Here is a 16257-nt window from a genome sequence, read left to right as displayed (position 1 = left end):
CGTGCCCTTGATTCAAGAGCAGCGCCCGGTCCTTTATTTCACGACAGAATGATGACTGTTTGATGACGCTCCGAGGAGCGTCAGCATTAAATTGCCATCATCTCAGTGCTTGGCTACCGCGGTGTTGAGCTTCAGGTAATCGAGGAGGATTCGCCCGGTTTCGCTCAGGTAAGCATCGTCTTCCGGCTTGGTCTTGTCCGGATCGGCGGCCGCGATGGCGTCTTCGTCTTCTTTCTTCAACTCCTTGAGCGGCTCTTCACCCTTGGCCTTGCGGCGGATGTTTTCCAGCGTCAGCTGCTTGGCCTCGATGTCGGCATGCTGCGCCCGACGCTCGGCTTCGTTGAGGCTGACGGTTTTTTCCGCCATCAGCTTCTTGGCCAGGGCCAGCTTGTCGCGGATGAAGACGAATTCGGCGTCCTTGGCCGAGCGCACGTCATGCTCGGATTTCAGCTGCGCGAGGAATGGCTTGAACGGATCCACCGCCGGCTTGATGGCCGGGCGAATGGTGTCCCACGGCATGGCTTCGGGCAGGGCGCTTTCGCCGATTTCCTTGGTGTCGATGATCGACGGGTAATCGATGTCCGGCAGCACGCCCTGATGCTGGGTGCTCTGCCCGGAAACCCGGTAGAACTTGGCCAGGGTCAGTTTCAGCTCGCCATGGTTGAGCGGCTGGATGGTCTGCACGGTGCCTTTGCCGAAGGTCTGGCCACCGATGATCAGCGCACGGTGATAGTCCTGCATCGCACCGGCGAAAATCTCCGAGGCCGAAGCCGAGAGACGGTTGACCAGCAGCGCCATCGGCCCTTTGTAGAAGGCACCAGGGTTTTCGTCTTCGAGCACGTCGACCCGGCCGTCGGCGTTACGCACCAGCACGGTAGGGCCCTTGTCGATGAACAGGCTGGTCAGCTCGGTGGCTTCCTGCAGGGAGCCGCCGCCGTTGTTGCGCAGGTCAATGACCACGCCGTCGACCTTGTCTTTCTGCAACTCGGTCAGCAGCTTCTTCACGTCACGGGTGGTGCTCTTGTAGTCCGGATCGCCGGCACGGAAGGCCTTGAAGTCCAGGTAGAAGGCCGGGATCTCGATGACCCCGAGCTTGTAGTCCTTGCCATCCTGCTTGAGGTTGAGGATCGACTTCTTCGCCGCCTGCTCCTCCAGCTTCACCGCTTCGCGGGTGATGGAGACGATCTTGCTGGTCTGGTCGTTCGGCGCGTTGCTCGCCGGGATGATTTCCAGGCGCACCACCGAGCCTTTCGGACCGCGGATCAGCTTGACCACTTCGTCCAGGCGCCAGCCGACCACGTCGACCATTTCCTTGTCGCCCTGGGCCACGCCGATGATCTTGTCCGCCGGAGCCACCTGCTTGGTCTTGTCCGCCGGGCCGGCCGGCACCAGGCGCACGACCTTGACCTGGTCGTTGTCGCTCTGCAACACGGCGCCGATGCCTTCCAGCGACAGGCTCATGTTGATGTCGAAGTTCTCCGCGTTATCCGGCGACAGATAGTTGGTGTGCGGGTCGTAGGACATGGCGAAGGTGTTGATGTACGCCTGGAAGATATCTTCGGCGCGGGTCTGGTCCAGGCGGGCGAGCTGATTCTTGTAGCGCTTGGTCAGCGTTTCCTGAATCTGCTTGGGTTCCTTGCCAGCGATCTTCATGCGCAGGACTTCGTCCTTGACGCGCTTGCGCCACAGGTCGTCGAGTTCCGCGGTGGTCTTGAGCCAAGGCGCGTCCTTGCGATCGATCAGCAAGGATTCCTTGGTAGTGAAGTCGAATTTGTCGACGCCTTTGCCCAGCTCGGCCAGGGCGAAGTCCAGACGCGCCTTGACGCGGTCCAGGTAGCGCTTGTAGATGATGAAGCCGGCGTTCAGGTCACCGCTTTTCAGGAAGTCGTCGAACTGGGTTTTCCACTTGTCGAATTCCGCGATGTCACTGGCCATGAAGTAGCTGCGCGACGGGTCCAGCAGCTTCAGGTAGCTGTCATAGATGATCGCCGAGCGCGCGTCGTCCAGCGGTGGCTTGCTGTAGTGATGACGCTTGAGCAGCTCGACGACATTGAGGCTGGCAATTACCTCGTCGCGATCCGGCTGAAGTTTGTCCCAGCTATTGGCTGCGAACGTATTGGTCGACATCGGCAGCAGACCGAGACCAATGAAAAGAGCGAGGGCGGTGCTGGGGAACAAATGCTTCATGCTGATTCGACGCGGGGGCAATTGATAACGCATATTAGGCCGTCTTTGAAGTCGCCGGTTCCACAAGGGCCGGTCGCATAATGCAAAAAGCCCGGTGCTACAGCTCCGGGCTCAGTCCAGACTCACTATGGAGGCACTGTGAAAGCATTGCAAGGCGTTGAAGGTCATGTGGAGTGGGTTGAAGAGCCAAGTCCGACGTGCGACGTAGGACAAGTGCGAATCCGCGTGGCGGCCGCAGGGTTGAACCGGGCCGACCTGTTGCAACGGGCCGGGCTCTATCCGCCGCCACCGGGCGCCAGCAAGGTGCTGGGCCTGGAGTGCTCGGGCGTGATCAGCGAGGTCGGGCCGGGTTCGGCGTGGCAGGTCGGCGATCGGGTCTGCGCGCTGCTGGCTGGGGGCGGCATGGCCGAGGAAGTGGTGGTCGACGCCCGTCATGTCCTGCCGGTGCCGGAAGGACTGTCCCTGGCGGAAGCGGCGGCGCTGCCGGAGGTGTACAGCACCGCCTGGCTGAACCTGTTCCAGCTGGCGGCCCTCAAGCCGGGGGAAAAGGTGTTGCTGCACGCTGGCGCCAGCGGCGTCGGTTCGGCCGCGATCCAGTTGTGCAAGGCGTTTGGCAACCCATGCTGGGTCAGCGTCGGTTCCGCCGACCGCCTGGCCTACTGTGAAGCGCTGGGCGCCCAGGGCGGCGTGGTGCGCACCGATGGCCTGGAAGGCCTGCGGGATTTCGGGCCGTTCGATGTGATCCTGGATCCGGTCGGCGCCAACTATGCGGCGCACAACGTCAAGCTGCTGGCCCTGGACGGGCGCTGGGTGCTGATCGGGCTGATGGGCGGGCGCGAGGCCCAACTGGACCTGGCGCAGATCCTCGGCAAGCGCATCCAGTTGCTGGGCTCGACCCTGCGCAGCCGCAACGAACAGTTCAAGGCCGATCTGTTCAGCGACCTCAGCCAGCATGTGTGGCCGCTGTTCGCCGAAGGACGTTTGAGCCCGCAACTGGCCATGACCTTCCCGATCAAGGACGCCGAGGCGGCCTTTGCCGAGCTGGCGACCAACCAGGTGTCGGGCAAGCTGGTGCTGCTGATCGACGAAACGTTGGTCTGATCCTGTAGCCGCTGCCGCAGGCTGCGATCGCCCACAACGTGGGCGCAAGATCTGAAGATCACTGAAGCCCTTCGGGCTTATCGCAGCCTGCGGCAGCGGCTTACAGTGGCGCTTATTTCCACTGGTGAATCGGCCAGCCGGCCTTTTCCGCGTGTTCGCGCAGCACCGGGTCCGGGTTGACCACGTGCGGGTAATCGACCTTCAGCAGCAACGGCAAATCGTTGCGCGAATCGGAATAGAAGCTCGCGCCCTCGAGGTTTTCTTCTTCGGCATCCAGCCATTCCAGCAGGCGGGTGACCTTGCCTTCGCGGTAGGTCAGGGTGCCCAGGGTATTACCGCTGTAGACCCCGTGCAGCACCTCCAGCTCGATCCCCAGGACTTCATCGATGCCCAGGCGTTCGGCGATGGGCTGGACCAGATGAGTGCCCGAGGCCGAGATCACCAGGATCCGGTCGCCGGCCTTGCGGTGTGCGGCGATGGCCTTGCAGGCGTCGCTGAAAATGATCGGCTCGATCACGTCCTCGACCCAGGGGCCGACCAGGTGCCCGACCTCTTCCGGGGTGCGGCCGGCCATCGGCTCCAGGCTGAAGGCCATGAACTCCTCCATGGCCAGCTTGCCATGGCTGTAGGCGTCCATCAGTTCATTGTTGCGGCGCATGAAAGACTCGCTGTCGACCCAGCCCAGGCGCCCCATCTGTTCGCTCCAGAGGGTGGCGCAGTCGCCGTGGATCAGGGTCTCGTCCAGATCAAAAATTGCCAGGGCCATTAGTGCAGTTCTCTCCGAGAACAGCTTCAAGCTATAAGCTTCAAGCTGCAAGAATTGGTTTTAGGTGCTTAGCAGTCTATCTATAACTTGAAGCTCGCTGCTTGAAGCTTATCGCTGCCGTCAAGCTACCTCACAGAGGGCCGCGGGATCGATGGAAAGGGCCAGGCGTTGACCGTCGGGGTGCAGATCGTCCGGCGAGCGATTCAATACATCCACCACCAGCTCCACGCCACGGGCCTCGACCCGGTAGCGGATCACGTTGCCCAGCAGGCTGTGGCTGCGGATCTGCGCGTCGGGTTCGCCGTCCTTGCGCAGTTCGATGGCTTCGGGGCGTATCGCGATACGCCCGTTGATCGGCCGCTGCAACAGCTTGCTGGCGCTTTCGGCGTCCAGCAGGTTGTAGTTGCCGATGAAGCCTGCGGCGAACACATCCACCGGGGCGGTGTAGAGCGTCTCGGCGTCACCGCTCTGGACGATCTTGCCCTGGTTCATCAGGAAGATGCGGTCGGACATGGTCAGGGCTTCTTCCTGGTCGTGGGTGACGAAAATCGTGGTCAGCCCCAGTTCGCGCTGGATCTGCCGGATCTGCTCGCGCAGGTGCTTGCGGATCCGTGCGTCCAGCGCCGACAGCGGCTCGTCCAGCAGCAACAGGCGCGGGCGGGTCACCAGCGAGCGGGCCAGGGCCACGCGCTGGCACTGGCCCCCGGACAGTTGATGGGGATAACGGCTGGCGAAGTCGTGCAGCTCCACCAGGCGCAGGACTTCGAGCACGCGCTTGTGGCTCTCGTCGGCGTTGACCTTCTGCATGCGCAGGCCGAAAGCCACGTTCTGTTCCACGGTCATGTTGGGGAACAGCGCATAGCTCTGGAACACCATGCCGATCCCGCGTTTCTGCGGGCTCAGGGGCACGATGTCGTGGCCGTCGAGGAGGATCTTGCCGGCGTCCACCGGGGTCAGGCCGGCGATGCAGCGCAGCAGGGTGGACTTGCCGCAGCCGGAGGGGCCGAGCAGGGTGACGAATTCGCCCTTGTGGATTTCGCAGTTGATGTCGCTGAACACCGGGGTGCCACTGTAATTTTTCTGCAGGTGTTGGACGCTGACGAAGCTCATTGGCTTTTGTCCTTGTTCAAGATGTTGGCGGCCCAGGTCAGAACCAGCACAAAGAAGAAGTAGGAAATCACCAGCGCGCTGGTGAAGTGGCCGCTGCTGTTGCGCATGTTGTTCAGGTAGACCTGCAGGGTTTCATAGCGGGTGCCCACCAGGATGTTGGCGAACACGAATTCGCCGAACAGGAACGAGAACGACAGCAACAGGGCCACCATCAGGCCCTTGCGCAGGTTCGGCAGCACCACCAGGAAGGCCGCCTGCCAGGTGCTGGCGCCCAGCAGCTGGGCGGCGTCCATCAGGTCGCGCAGGTTGATCGCCTGCAGGTTGTTGGTGATCGCCCGGTACATGAAGGGCAGGGCCACGGTGAAGTAGCAGCCGACGAGGATCCACGGCGTGCCAACCATGGCGAACGGCCCTGAACCGTAGAGTTGCAGCAGGCCCACCGAGGACACCACCGGCGGCACCGCGAACGGCAGCAGGATCAGGATGTTCATCAGCGCATCGAGCCGCGGGAAGTGGTAGTGCACCACGAACAGCAACGGCAGGATCAGCACCACCGACAGGATCAGGGCGCCGACGCAGACCAGCAGCGACTGGCCGAAAGCGTGCAGGAAGCGCGGGTCGCTCCACAGCTGGATGTACCACTTGAAGGTAAAGCCGCTGGGCAGGATGGTCGCCGACCAACTGCTGGCGATGGAGTAGACCAGGGTCCCGGCCAGCGGCAGCAGGAGGATGGCGAACAGCAGGTACACCACAAGCCGGTGATAGAGGGCGGCGGAGCCGGGTTCAGCGCGAGACATGGTAGCTCCTCTTCAACAGCAGCTGATGGACGATGGTCACCAGGGTCATCAGCGCCACCAGGACCACGGCCAGGGCGCTGGCCATGTTCGGGTCCAGGGAGATGTCGCCGGAAACCATGGCGGCGATGCGGATCGGCAGCACGTTGAAGTTGCCGGTAGTTAGCGCATAGACCGTGGCATAGGCGCCCAGGGCGTTGGCCAGCAGGATGACGAAGGTCCCCAGCAGCGCCGGGGTCAGCACTGGCAGGCCGATGTGGCGCCAGAACTGCCAGCCGCTGGCGCCGAGTAAGGCCGCGGACTCGCGCCAGTCTTCGCGCAGGGCGTCGAAGGCCGGGTAGAGCAGCAGCACGCCGAGGGGGATCTGGAAGTAGGTGTAAAGGATGATCAGGCCGGTCTTGGAGTACAGGTTGAAGTCCTGAATGATCCCCGCCTGTTTGAGCATGATGGTGATGCTGCCGTTGAAACCCAGCAGGATGATGAAGGCGAACGCCAGGGGCACGCCGGCGAAGTTGCTGGTCATGTTGGCGAAGGCGTTGACGAAGTTGCGCAGCTTCGAGTCGACCCGGCGCAGCGAATAGCTGCCGAGGATCGCGATGACGATACCGAACAGGCTCGACCAGAAGCTGATTTCCAGGCTGTATTGGATGGCTTGCAGATAGAACCTGGAACTGAAGATCTTGTTGAAGTTGGCCAGGCCCCAGCCGAACTCTTCCGATTGCAGGCTGTTGACCAGCACCCAGAGCAGCGGGGCGATCTGGAACACGATGAAGAACAGGGCAAAGGGCAAGAGGCACAGGATCGCCAGCCATTTGCCACGGGTGAATGCATTCACTTCAGCAACTCCCGGCATACAGGTTTGTCGTGGGGCGCGCCGAGCAATTCGCAGATGGTGCCGCACAGCTCGGTCTGATCCGGGGTGGCGACGGGGCTGAAGCTGAACGCATCGCCGAGGACGAACAGCGGCACTTCCCGCTCCTCGGGTAACAGGCCGTTGTGGGAACGGTCGTTGTTCATGCCGTGGTCAGCCGTCACCAGCACCTGGTAGCCGGCGTCGAGCCAGCCTTGCAGGTAGTCGGCGAGGATGATGTCGGCCGAGCGTGCGCTGTTGCGGTATTGCGGGCTGTCGAGGCCATGCTTGTGCCCGGCATCGTCGATGTTCATCGGGTGCACCAGCAGAAAGTTCGGCGCATGGCGCAGCCGCAGGTGCTCGGCATCGGCGAACAGATGGGAATCGGGATAGTGGTCGTTCCAGTAGAAATGCCCGTGCTGGATCGGCAGCTTCTTGTTGTCGGTATGCCGGTCCCGGGCTGGCTCGAACGGTGAGCGGTTGTACAGCTCGCTGACCCAGTGATAGGCCGCGGCGGCGGTGCTGAGCCCGGCGGCGCTGGCATAGTGGAAAATGCTGCGCTGGTTGGACAGGCGCGAGACGTTGTTGTGCACGATGCCGCTGTCCAGCGGTGGCACCCCGGTCAGGATGCATTCGTAGAGCGGTCGGGACAGGGCCGGCAGTTCACATTCCAGCTTGTACAGCGCGGCGCGTCCTGCGCCGACGTAGGCCTGAAGGTGTCCCATGGCATGGCGGGCGACCTCGTGGTTGAGGCCGTCGAGCACGACAAGGATGACGTTGTGTGGCATGGGGGAGGACTCCGCAAGACAACCAGGTGCCTGTAGGAGCGAGCTTGCTCGCGATGGCGTCTCTGCGGTTCCAGGGCAGACCGCAGTGCCTGGATCGCGAGCAAGCTCGCTCCTACAGATGCAGCATTACTGCATGTTGATGATCACTTCTTCCTGCCATTTCTGTGGCAGGGCCTTGGAGGTCTTCTCCCAGGCATCGGCGTCCTTGATCGGCGTGACTTTCTTGTACTGCTCGTTGGGCAGCAGGTTGGCCTGGACTTCGGCGGGCAGGGTCAGGTGCTCGGCGCGGATCGGACGCGCATTGCCGCGTGCCAGGTTGATCTGCCCGGCATCGCTGAAGATGTATTCACGGGTCAGCTTGGCTGCGTTCGGGTGCTTGGCGTATTTGTTGATGATAGTGGTGTAGCCGGAGATCACCGAGCCGTCCGACGGGATCAGCACGATGTAGTCGTCCTTGTTGACCATCTTGTTGCGGTAGCTCAGGCCGTTGAAGTCCCAGACCACGCCGACTTCCACTTCACCCTTTTCCATGGTGGCGATGGTCGGGTTGGCCAGCGACAGGCGCCCTTGCTTGGCGATCTCGGCGAACATCAGCAGGGCGGGCTGGATGTTCTTTTCATCGCCGCCCTTGGCGATGGCCGCGGCCAGCACGCCGTTGGCGGCCTGGGCGGCGGTGCTTACGTCGCCGATGGAGACCTTGTATTTGCCTTTCTCCAGGTCGGCCCAGCTTTTCGGCGCTTCGGAACCGTGCAGCAGCTTCTTGTTGATGATGAAGGCGATGGTGCCGGTATAGGCCAGCGCCCAGTTGCCGTCCTTGTCCTTGGCCCAGTCCGGGACCTGGTCCCAGGTGCTTGGCTTGTAAGGCTGGACCACGCCCTGCTTGACCGCGATCGGGCCGAAGGCCGCGCCGACGTCGCCGATGTCGGCGCTGGCGTTGTCTTTCTCGGCGGCGAACTTGGCGATCTCTTGGGCCGAACTCATGTCGGTGTCGATGTGCTTGAGGCCGTAGTTCCTGGCCAGGTCTTCCCAGGTCCCTTTCCAGTTGGCCCAGTCGTCGGGCATGCCGACGCTGTTGACGGCGCCTTCGGCTTTCGCCGCGGCTTCCAGGGTCTTCAAGTCGGTATCAGCGGCCATGGCGGCGGTGCACAGGGCGATGGTCGAGCCTAACAGTGATGCCAGGAAAAGCTGTTTCATCCGAAGCTCCTTTGGGCGTGTTCAACGCTGTGTTTGTCTAACGTTGTTGGTCTAGGTCAGCAATACCTGAGCCAATTTAAGCCGGCTGGATGACACTTTAATGTCGGCATCAGTCCTGCAAGGCATTCGCGGGCGGCAGGTGCGGGGCTGCGAGATAAGCGTAGACCAAGGCTAAGCGGCTGATATGAAAGGACTTGGCCAGCCAATTGCAGGCGTCTGGCACAGCCGTTGGGCGGCTTTGTCATCTGTCAGTCATATGCATTGCCTAGGCTCTCGGTGAAGGCTGAGTGCCTTTTTTCCAGGCACGTTTTGCCCTGAAACAGTGCTGGTCTAGTCCAGATAGGTAACGTTGATGCGCGAAGAGGCAGTCAAGGCGGTGACAGCCATTGGGCAGGTCCTGCAGGAACAGATCGATCACGGGTTGTTGGCGCCCGGTAGCAAGCTGCCGGCCGAGCGCAAGCTCAGCGAGTTGTTCGGTACTACCCGGATTACCGTGCGCGAAGCCTTGTTGCAGCTGGAGGCCCAGGGCCAGATCTATCGCGAGGAGCGACGCGGCTGGTTCGTCTCGCCACCGCGGCTGGCCTACAACTTGATGCAGCGCAGCCACTTTCACGCGATGGTCAGTGCCCAGGGACGGGTGCCGTCGACCGAGATGATCTCGGCGCGCCTGCAACCGGCTTCAGCAGCGGTCTGTGCCTGGCTGCAGCTGCCGGCGCTGTCCAGCGTGATCCAGATCCGTCGGGTACGGCGCATCGACGAGCGCCTGGTGCTGTATGTGGAGCACTACCTCAATCCGCAGTACTTTCCGGGCATCCTCGAATTCGACCTGAACCAGTCGATCACCGAGCTGTACGCGCGGCACTACGACCTGCATTACGGTCGGGTGCGTTTCGAGATCGTGCCGACTTCCTTGCCGGTGGAAGCCGCGGCGGCGCTGAAGGTGTCGGCGGGCAGTCCCGGGCTGCGGATCGCCCGGGTCAATTACGACCAGCACCAACGGCTGATCGACTGCGACCTGGAGTTCTGGCGCCACGATGCGATCCATGTCGGCGTCGATGTGGTCTGAGCCCGCTCCCGTTGCAGGAGCGGGCTTGCTCGCGATGACGCCAGGAGCGTTTCAATCCTTAGGGTTTGGCCCCGGCGAACAGATAATCGGTGGTCAATGACGCCAGGGTACGCACGCCCACCAGCAGCGCCGATTCATCGACAAAGAACCCCGGGTTGTGGTTCGGCGCGGCCTTGGCCATGTCCTGGTCCCGTGGCGTCACGCCGAGGAACACGAACAGCCCCGGCGCCTCCTTGGCATAGAAGGAAAAGTCTTCCGCGCCTCCCACCAACGGGCCCTGCACCACATCGTCCTTGGCCGCCCAGCGCAGGCTCGGCAGCATTTTCTCGGTCAGGGCCGGGTCGTTGATGGTCGGGTCGTACTTCTCGATGATGCTTACCTCGGCCTTGGCGCCACCGCTTTCGGCGATCTTTTCCACGGTCTGGCGCACATCGCTGTGCAGCTTCTGGCGGATGCCATAGTCGTAGGAGCGGATGGTGCCGGTCATGTCCAGCGACTCGGGGATGATGTTGTAGCGCGTGCCGCCGTTGATGGTGCCGATGCTGACCACCGAGGGGAACGATGAGATATCGGTGCGCCGGCTGACCACGGTTTGCAGTCCGACCACGGTCTGGGCGCCGACCGTGATCGGGTCGATGCCGTCCCAGGGGCGGCCGGCGTGGGTCTGCTTGCCGAGGATCCTGATACGCAGGTCGTCGGAGCTGGCCAGGGTCGGGCCCGGGCGATAGGCGATGCGCCCGGCCGGAATCCCGGCCCAGACATGCAGGCCGAACACCGCGTCCGGCTTGGGCGATTTCATGACGCCTTCCTGCACCATCATCTTCGCGCCCCAGGTGTTCTTGCCGTCGGGGACGAAATCGCTCGGGCCTTCTTCGGCGGGCTGGAAATAGAACACCACGGTGCCGGGCAGGCGCTCGCGCATGTTGCTGAGGATTTTCGCCGTGCTCAGCAGGATGGCGGTGTGGGCGTCATGGCCGCAGGCGTGCATGACGTCCACTTCCTTGTCCAGGTAGCGACCCTTGGCCTTGGAGGCGAACGGCAGGTCCGCGACTTCCTTGACCGGCAGCGCGTCCATGTCGGCGCGCAGGGCCACGGTCGGGCCGGGCAGGGCGCCCTTGAGCACCGCCACCACGCCGGTACGGGCGACGCCGGTCTTGACCTCCAGGCCCAGGGCGCGCAATTGCGTGGCCACCAGTTCGGCGGTGCGTTGTTCGGTGTTGCCGAGTTCCGGGTGGGCGTGGATATCGCGACGGGTTTCCAGCAGCGCCGGCTCCAGGGCCTTGGCCTGTTCGGCGATGTGCTGGCGGGCCTGTTCCATGGCGTTGTCGTCGACGGCGTTGGCGGCCTGGCTGGACAAGGCCAGGACGCCGATCAAGCAGGCTTGGGCGATAGCGGATAGCTGCATAGGGACTCTCTCCATGATTATTGTTGTGCTGCTCAGGTGGCAAAACCTGTGACCGCCCCAACCGTGGAGAGTGCGGCCGCGCCCTTGCCAGTACGCGGCCGGACGCCTTACTCCTCTTGCTGGGGCCCGCCGCCGGCGGTGATCACTTGCACGCTCATGCGTGGCGTGGCCAGGTCCATTCCGGCTTCGTCGAGGTGGCGCTTGAGGGACAGGTTGAAGGCCCGTGACACCTCCCATTGTTTGATCGGCGCGGTCTTGAAGCGGGCGCGCAGAATCGCGTTGCCAGACTCGAAGCTTTCCACCCCCTGGAACTCCAGCGGCGACCAGATGTTGCGCCGTTGCAGCGGGTCGGTGCGCATCTTCTGGCCGACATCGCGCATCAGCTTGATGGCCTCGTCTATGTCCATGTTGTACGGAATGGCCACCCGGAAGATCGCGTAGCCGAACTCCCGGGAGTAGTTCTTGATGCTCTTGATTTCGCTGAACGGGATGGTGTGCACGATGCCGTCGATGTCCCGCAGGCGCACGGTGCGGATGGTCAGGCCTTCGACGGTACCCAGGTGGCCGCCGACGTCCACGTAGTCGTCGATGGCCAGGGAGTCCTCGATGATGATGAACAGGCCGGTGATCAGGTCGGCCACCAGCGACTGGGCGCCAAAACCGATGGCCAGGCCGATCACACCGGCACCGGCCAGCAGCGGCGTGACGTTCATACCCATGTTCGCCAGGGCGACGATCAGGGCGATGATGAAGATCGCCACGAACAGCACGTTGCGGATCAGCGGCATCATGGTCTGCGCCCGGGCATTGGCCAGGCCTTTGCGCGAACGGGTCAGGGCGTGGTGCACCGCGGTGTCGCTGAGGATCCAGATCAGCCAGGCGAACAGCAGGGTGCCGCCGAGGCTGAACAGCTTGACGCTGATTTCATGGCCGTCGCCTTCGGTGAAGCGGATCAGCGACATACCCCAGACCCGCAGGCCGAGTTCGATGAATACCAGCCATACCATCAGGTGGGCGAGGGTGTAGAAGAAGCCTTTCAGGCGCTCGGAGTACAGGGCGTGGCGCTTGTGCCCGCGCTGGGGCTTGAGGGAATGGCGGCGCACCAGGCCGTTGATCACCATGCACAGCACCAGCAGCACGGTGCAGATCAGCGACTGGCGCAGGGCAGTGCTGGTGTCGCCGGCGGAAATGAAGGTGGCGAACAGAGAGATGGCCACCAGCACCAGCGCTGGCAGGTACCAGAAGGTGCCGATGATCTCGATGGTGTCGCTCAGGGCGCGGCGGGTCAGGCGCCGGGACAGCGGCTGGTTGCGGATCAGGTGCGCGATCGGCCGCCGGAAACGCAGGATGAACACCCCGGTGGACAAGGCCGCCATGACATTGGCGAAGGTGGCCGCGGTGTGCGCCAGGTGGCTGCCCAGGCTGGCGATCAATCGTGGGTCGCTCAAGGCCTCGCCGAAGGCGGCGAAACTGCCGATCAGCCACAATGGGCGGAACGCCTGGCGGCGCAGAATGTACAGCGCGCGGTGACGGTTCGGACCGTCCAGCACGGAAAAGGCGATCACGCAGATCGCCGAGAAACAGGTGCCGACCACCAGCGCGTAAGCCAGGACCATGGCCAGGTCCTTGCCCAGGGACGACGGCAGTTTGTAGGTCATGTACACGGTCATGATCAGCGCGATCAGCCAGGGCCCCAGTTTGCGCAGGGCGAAGCGCAGCAGGTCCCAGGTCTTGGGGTGCTGCGGCAGTTCTTCGGTGAGGCCGAAACGCTCCCGCAGGCGGTGACTGAGCCAGATCAGCGCCGCCGCCAGCAGGCTCCAGACCATCAGGATCAGGGCGAAGGCGAAGATGATCGGCAGCCATTCGCTGGCCGGCAGCATCAGGGCCGCCAGTTCATCCTGGGCCTGATCGAATTCGTTCGACCAGCGGGTGATCGGGCTGTCGGCGCCGGAGAACTGTTTTTCGAAGCTGGACAGGGTGCCGCCGATCAGGCCGAGCACGCCTTCTTCGGCGGGCGTCTGGGCTTTTTTCGTGGCGTCGCGGAGCTTTTTCAGGTCGGTCAGCAACTGGCTGCGTTGCTGGTCGTTTTCCAGGGATTTGATGACCTCGTCCAGCGACTGTCCCAGGGGCTGCTCGGCTTGTGGCTGGGTTTTACCGCTGTTGAGCAGGCCCGGCAGACCCACCGCCTGGGCTGATGACAGCGGCAATAGTGTCAGGAGACAGAGAAACAGGCAGTAGGGCAGAACGGAAAGACGAGCGAACACTGGGCGGTCAACCTCAGAAAAAGCGGATCGACCGAGTGTACGAGGCAGCTAATACCAATGCGAGCCTGGACGGCGCATTTTATTCGGCGAGTTTGGCGAGGATCTTGTAGATCACGGTGCCAAGGATCAGCAGCATACCGGCCCACATGCTGAAGATGCCGGCATTCTTGTCGCGGAAGTTGTAGCCGATGGCCAGCAGGATCATCCCCGAGAGAATGGGAATGAGCATGGCGTGGAACGAAGACATCGAGATCATGGCGACAGCCTTGTCGGAGGGGATACTCACCAGTCTAGGTGGCTTTGGCGGAGTTCGGGTTGATGTGCATCAGAAATGCCTCGATGCCTGGATTTTCGCGTCTTGTAGGAGCGAAGCTTGCTCGCGATGGCGGCGACGCGGAGGTACTGGACGACCGCGTCATCGTTCATCGCGAGCAAGCTTCGCTCCCACAGAAGGGGGCTTACGGCAGGTCGCGGCTGGCGTAGAACGCGCTCAGTACCTTCACTAGATGCGCCAGGTCGTGGCTGCCGCACAGTTCGCGGATCGAGTGCATGGCGAAGGTCGGCAGGCCGATATCCACGGTGCGCACGCCCAGGTGGCTGGCGGTGATCGGGCCGATGGTCGAGCCGCAGCCCATGTCGCTGCGCACCACGAAGCTTTGCACCGGCACTTCCTCGGCCATGCACAGATGGCGGAAGAAACCGGCGGTTTCGCTGTTGGTGGCGTATCGCTGGTTGCTGTTGACCTTGATCACCGGGCCGGCGTTGAGTTTCGGGCCGTGATTGGCATCGTGCTTGTCGGCGTAGTTGGGGTGCACGCCGTGGGCATTGTCGGCCGAGACCAGCAGCGACTTCTGGATGGTGCGCACGAATTCGTCGCCTTCGGGCAGCAGGCGACGCAGGGTCTGCTCGAGCATCGGGCCGTCGGCACCGCAGGCCGAGCAGGAGCCGACTTCTTCGTGGTCGTTGCAGACCAGCACGCAGGTTTCCTCGGTGTCGGCGTTGAGCAAGGCTTGCAGGCCGGCGTAGCAGGACAGCAGGTTGTCCAGGCGCGCGCCGGCGATGAAGTCGCCGTGCAGGCCGATCACCGCGGCGCTTTGGGTGTCGTAGAAGCTCAGCTCGTAATCGAGCACCACATCGGCGTTCAGGCCGTGTTCGCGGGCCAACTGGTCGGTCAGCACCGCGCGGAAGTCGACCCGCTCGTCGCCGGCGAATTGCGCGAGGATCGGCGGCAACTCGGTCTGGGCATTGATGGCCCAGCCCTGGTTGGCTTCGCGATTGAGGTGAATGGCCAGGTTGGGGATGATTGCGATGGGCGCCTTGAAGTCGATCAACTGGCTTTCGACCTTGCCGTCGCGACGGAAGGTGACGCGGCCGGCCAGCGACAGGTCGCGGTCGAACCAGGGCGCCAGCAAGGCGCCGCCGTAGACTTCCACGCCCAGTTGCCAGAAGCCCTGGCGTTGCAGCTCCGGTTGCGGCTTGACCCGCAGGCACGGGCTGTCGGTGTGCGCGCCGACCATGCGGATCCCGCCTTGCAGGGGCGAATGCCGACCTAGCTTGACGGCCACGATGGAGGAGTCATTGCGGGTGACGTAGTAGCGACCGTTGGCTTCGGTGGTCCACGGCTCGCGCTCGTCGAGACGCTGGTAGCCCGCGGCCTCCAGGCGTTGAACGAGGCTGGCGGTTGCATGGAAAGGGGTAGGGGAGGCCTTGAGGAAGTCGATCAGGCCCTGGTTCAACTCTTCGCGCATAAGTAACTCCAGACAGCAGTGGCGCGAGTTTACCGTATCGGCTCGCGGCATTGCAGGCGCAATGCCGTTGAGGGAGACAACATTCATCGCGGCAGGGAGAACGGCTCAGCCGGTGATCAGGTTGCCTTTGAGGAACACTTCGCGGCGTTGCTTGCGGCCCACATATTCATGCTTGCTGGCCTGGTAGACCTGGTTGAATTTCTCTGCGCAAATGCCCGGCAGTTGATCGAGGTATTCCTCCACCAGCGCGTCGTACTGCGCTTCGGTGATCAGTTTGTAGACTTCGCGACGGTAGAAGAACCCCAACTGAAAACCCAGGGTTTCGCTGGGATGGGGCGTGATGGTCGCGAAGCAGTTCTCGAAGTCGATGGCCTTGAGTGGAGCCTGGGGGCTGATCATGATGTTGCCGGCCCAGAAGTCCATGTGGGTGATGTTCTTTTGCGCGAGGGAGTGCAGCAGGCCGAATGCATCGCGGATAAAGGGCTCGATCTTGTCCGGGTTGTTGCGTAACCACTGTACGCCGTCGACGTAATCGTCCAGCAGGCGGGTAAGGATGAAGTATTCCTGTACCAGTCCCAGGCGATCCCGGGTATAGCCGAATCCTTCAAGGTCGGACATCTGTACGCCGCGTCGCTGGGCTTCGACGGTGTTGATCAGCTCTTCCAGCGGCCAGTCGAAGCGGCCATTGCGCTGGGGTTTGCCCAGGGTGACGCGAACTTTCGCCTTGAGTGTATCCAGAGGCTGCACCTTGGCGAACAGCGGTGTCTCGCCGTTCGCCAAAGGCGCGCTGGCGCGGGTCTGTTTGTGTGCGTGACGTTGGCGGATAAGTTGTTCGAGGGCTGTGCAGGCGTTTGCCGAAGGTTTTTCGCGAAGGTGCAGGGTGGTATTCAGAAAGCAGAAGGTGAAAGGGTAATCGCGTTGAAATGGCTGACTGCTGAGCACGGGGGCTTCCTGCCTTAATGTCGAATAGCCACTATTTTAATA

The 16257-nt window shown here is 62.7% G+C and carries 14 protein-coding genes; 2 read left to right on the top strand and 12 right to left on the bottom strand.

What is annotated here, in order from left to right; genetic code table 11:
* Positions 1 to 102 precede the first annotated feature (102 nt).
* Positions 103 to 2187 (bottom strand): carboxy terminal-processing peptidase, encoded by a 2085-nt coding sequence (locus DK261_RS11310; protein WP_164485204.1) that lies wholly within the window; start codon positions 2185 to 2187, stop codon positions 103 to 105.
* A gap of 138 nt (positions 2188 to 2325) precedes the next feature.
* Here DK261_RS11310 and DK261_RS11305 point away from each other — a divergent pair, with 138 nt between their 5' ends.
* A complete protein-coding gene (locus tag DK261_RS11305; protein ID WP_009050232.1) occupies positions 2326 to 3288 on the top strand; it encodes a zinc-binding dehydrogenase in 963 nt (320 codons plus the stop codon).
* A gap of 112 nt (positions 3289 to 3400) precedes the next feature.
* On the opposite strand, the gene DK261_RS11300 is transcribed toward DK261_RS11305, so the two are convergent.
* The 6 genes from DK261_RS11300 to DK261_RS11275 all read right to left on the bottom strand — a co-directional run bounded on the left by DK261_RS11300 (position 3401) and on the right by DK261_RS11275 (position 8790).
* Entirely contained in the window at positions 3401 to 4054 is a 654-nt protein-coding gene (locus tag DK261_RS11300) for an HAD family phosphatase (protein WP_009045076.1), read from the bottom strand.
* 120 nt (positions 4055 to 4174) lie between these two features.
* Positions 4175 to 5164, bottom strand: a complete 990-nt coding sequence (locus tag DK261_RS11295) for an ABC transporter ATP-binding protein (RefSeq protein ID WP_016704401.1) — start codon at positions 5162 to 5164, stop codon at positions 4175 to 4177.
* Positions 5161 to 5961, bottom strand: coding sequence for an ABC transporter permease (locus DK261_RS11290; RefSeq protein ID WP_009050230.1), 801 nt, complete (start codon positions 5959 to 5961; stop codon positions 5161 to 5163). The genes DK261_RS11295 and DK261_RS11290 overlap by 4 nt, the downstream gene beginning before the upstream one ends.
* A complete protein-coding gene (locus DK261_RS11285) occupies positions 5948 to 6811 on the bottom strand; it encodes an ABC transporter permease subunit (RefSeq protein ID WP_164485203.1) in 864 nt (287 codons plus the stop codon). Before DK261_RS11285 ends, DK261_RS11290 begins: the two co-directional genes overlap by 14 nt.
* Positions 6790 to 7596, bottom strand: a complete 807-nt coding sequence (locus DK261_RS11280) for an alkaline phosphatase family protein (protein ID WP_009050228.1) — start codon at positions 7594 to 7596, stop codon at positions 6790 to 6792. The genes DK261_RS11285 and DK261_RS11280 overlap by 22 nt, the downstream gene beginning before the upstream one ends.
* Before the next feature lie 126 nt (positions 7597 to 7722).
* On the bottom strand, positions 7723 to 8790 hold the full coding sequence (locus tag DK261_RS11275) for an ABC transporter substrate-binding protein (protein ID WP_009050227.1): 1068 nt from the start codon (positions 8788 to 8790) through the stop codon (positions 7723 to 7725).
* 352 nt (positions 8791 to 9142) lie between these two features.
* Between DK261_RS11275 and phnR the strand changes: the two genes are divergently transcribed.
* On the top strand, positions 9143 to 9856 hold the full coding sequence (gene phnR, locus DK261_RS11270; RefSeq protein WP_009050226.1) for a phosphonate utilization transcriptional regulator PhnR: 714 nt from the start codon (positions 9143 to 9145) through the stop codon (positions 9854 to 9856).
* Positions 9857 to 9914: 58 nt separating this feature from the next.
* Here phnR and DK261_RS11265 read toward each other — a convergent pair whose 3' ends face one another.
* The 5 genes from DK261_RS11265 to DK261_RS11250 all read right to left on the bottom strand — a co-directional run bounded on the left by DK261_RS11265 (position 9915) and on the right by DK261_RS11250 (position 16215).
* Positions 9915 to 11261: an amidohydrolase gene (locus DK261_RS11265; protein ID WP_038634229.1), complete on the bottom strand. Its 1347-nt coding sequence runs from the start codon at positions 11259 to 11261 to the stop codon at positions 9915 to 9917.
* Between the two features lie 107 nt (positions 11262 to 11368).
* Positions 11369 to 13525, bottom strand: a complete 2157-nt coding sequence (locus DK261_RS11260; RefSeq protein ID WP_009050224.1) for a mechanosensitive ion channel family protein — start codon at positions 13523 to 13525, stop codon at positions 11369 to 11371.
* A gap of 79 nt (positions 13526 to 13604) precedes the next feature.
* Positions 13605 to 13781 carry a hypothetical protein gene (locus DK261_RS33180; RefSeq protein ID WP_007927853.1) on the bottom strand — a complete coding sequence of 59 codons (177 nt, stop codon included), beginning with the start codon at positions 13779 to 13781 and terminating at the stop codon, positions 13605 to 13607.
* Positions 13782 to 13983: 202 nt separating this feature from the next.
* On the bottom strand, positions 13984 to 15273 hold the full coding sequence (locus DK261_RS11255) for a M18 family aminopeptidase (protein WP_007928670.1): 1290 nt from the start codon (positions 15271 to 15273) through the stop codon (positions 13984 to 13986).
* A 105-nt stretch (positions 15274 to 15378) separates the two neighbouring features.
* Positions 15379 to 16215, bottom strand: coding sequence for a hypothetical protein (locus DK261_RS11250; RefSeq protein ID WP_009050223.1), 837 nt, complete (start codon positions 16213 to 16215; stop codon positions 15379 to 15381).
* Positions 16216 to 16257 lie beyond the last annotated feature (42 nt).

It is taken from the genome of Pseudomonas sp. RW409, assembly GCF_003184125.1.
Lineage (GTDB): Bacteria > Pseudomonadota > Gammaproteobacteria > Pseudomonadales > Pseudomonadaceae > Aquipseudomonas > Aquipseudomonas chlororaphis_I.
The sequence above is the reverse complement of the archived record's forward strand: the minus strand, read 5'-3'. Positions and strand labels throughout refer to the sequence as shown.

Coding starts and splice junctions, on each gene's coding strand:
- DK261_RS11310 (WP_164485204.1), bottom strand. CDS start 2,187: ATGAAGCATTTGTTCCCCAGCACCGCCCTCGCTCTTTTCATTGGTCTC.
- DK261_RS11255 (WP_007928670.1), bottom strand. CDS start 15,273: ATGCGCGAAGAGTTGAACCAGGGCCTGATCGACTTCCTCAAGGCCTCC.
- DK261_RS11265 (WP_038634229.1), bottom strand. CDS start 11,261: ATGCAGCTATCCGCTATCGCCCAAGCCTGCTTGATCGGCGTCCTGGCC.
- DK261_RS33180 (WP_007927853.1), bottom strand. CDS start 13,781: ATGATCTCGATGTCTTCGTTCCACGCCATGCTCATTCCCATTCTCTCG.
- DK261_RS11285 (WP_164485203.1), bottom strand. CDS start 6,811: ATGCCGGGAGTTGCTGAAGTGAATGCATTCACCCGTGGCAAATGGCTG.
- DK261_RS11275 (WP_009050227.1), bottom strand. CDS start 8,790: ATGAAACAGCTTTTCCTGGCATCACTGTTAGGCTCGACCATCGCCCTG.
- DK261_RS11280 (WP_009050228.1), bottom strand. CDS start 7,596: ATGCCACACAACGTCATCCTTGTCGTGCTCGACGGCCTCAACCACGAG.
- DK261_RS11295 (WP_016704401.1), bottom strand. CDS start 5,164: ATGAGCTTCGTCAGCGTCCAACACCTGCAGAAAAATTACAGTGGCACC.
- DK261_RS11300 (WP_009045076.1), bottom strand. CDS start 4,054: ATGGCCCTGGCAATTTTTGATCTGGACGAGACCCTGATCCACGGCGAC.
- DK261_RS11290 (WP_009050230.1), bottom strand. CDS start 5,961: ATGTCTCGCGCTGAACCCGGCTCCGCCGCCCTCTATCACCGGCTTGTG.
- phnR (WP_009050226.1), top strand. CDS start 9,143: ATGCGCGAAGAGGCAGTCAAGGCGGTGACAGCCATTGGGCAGGTCCTG.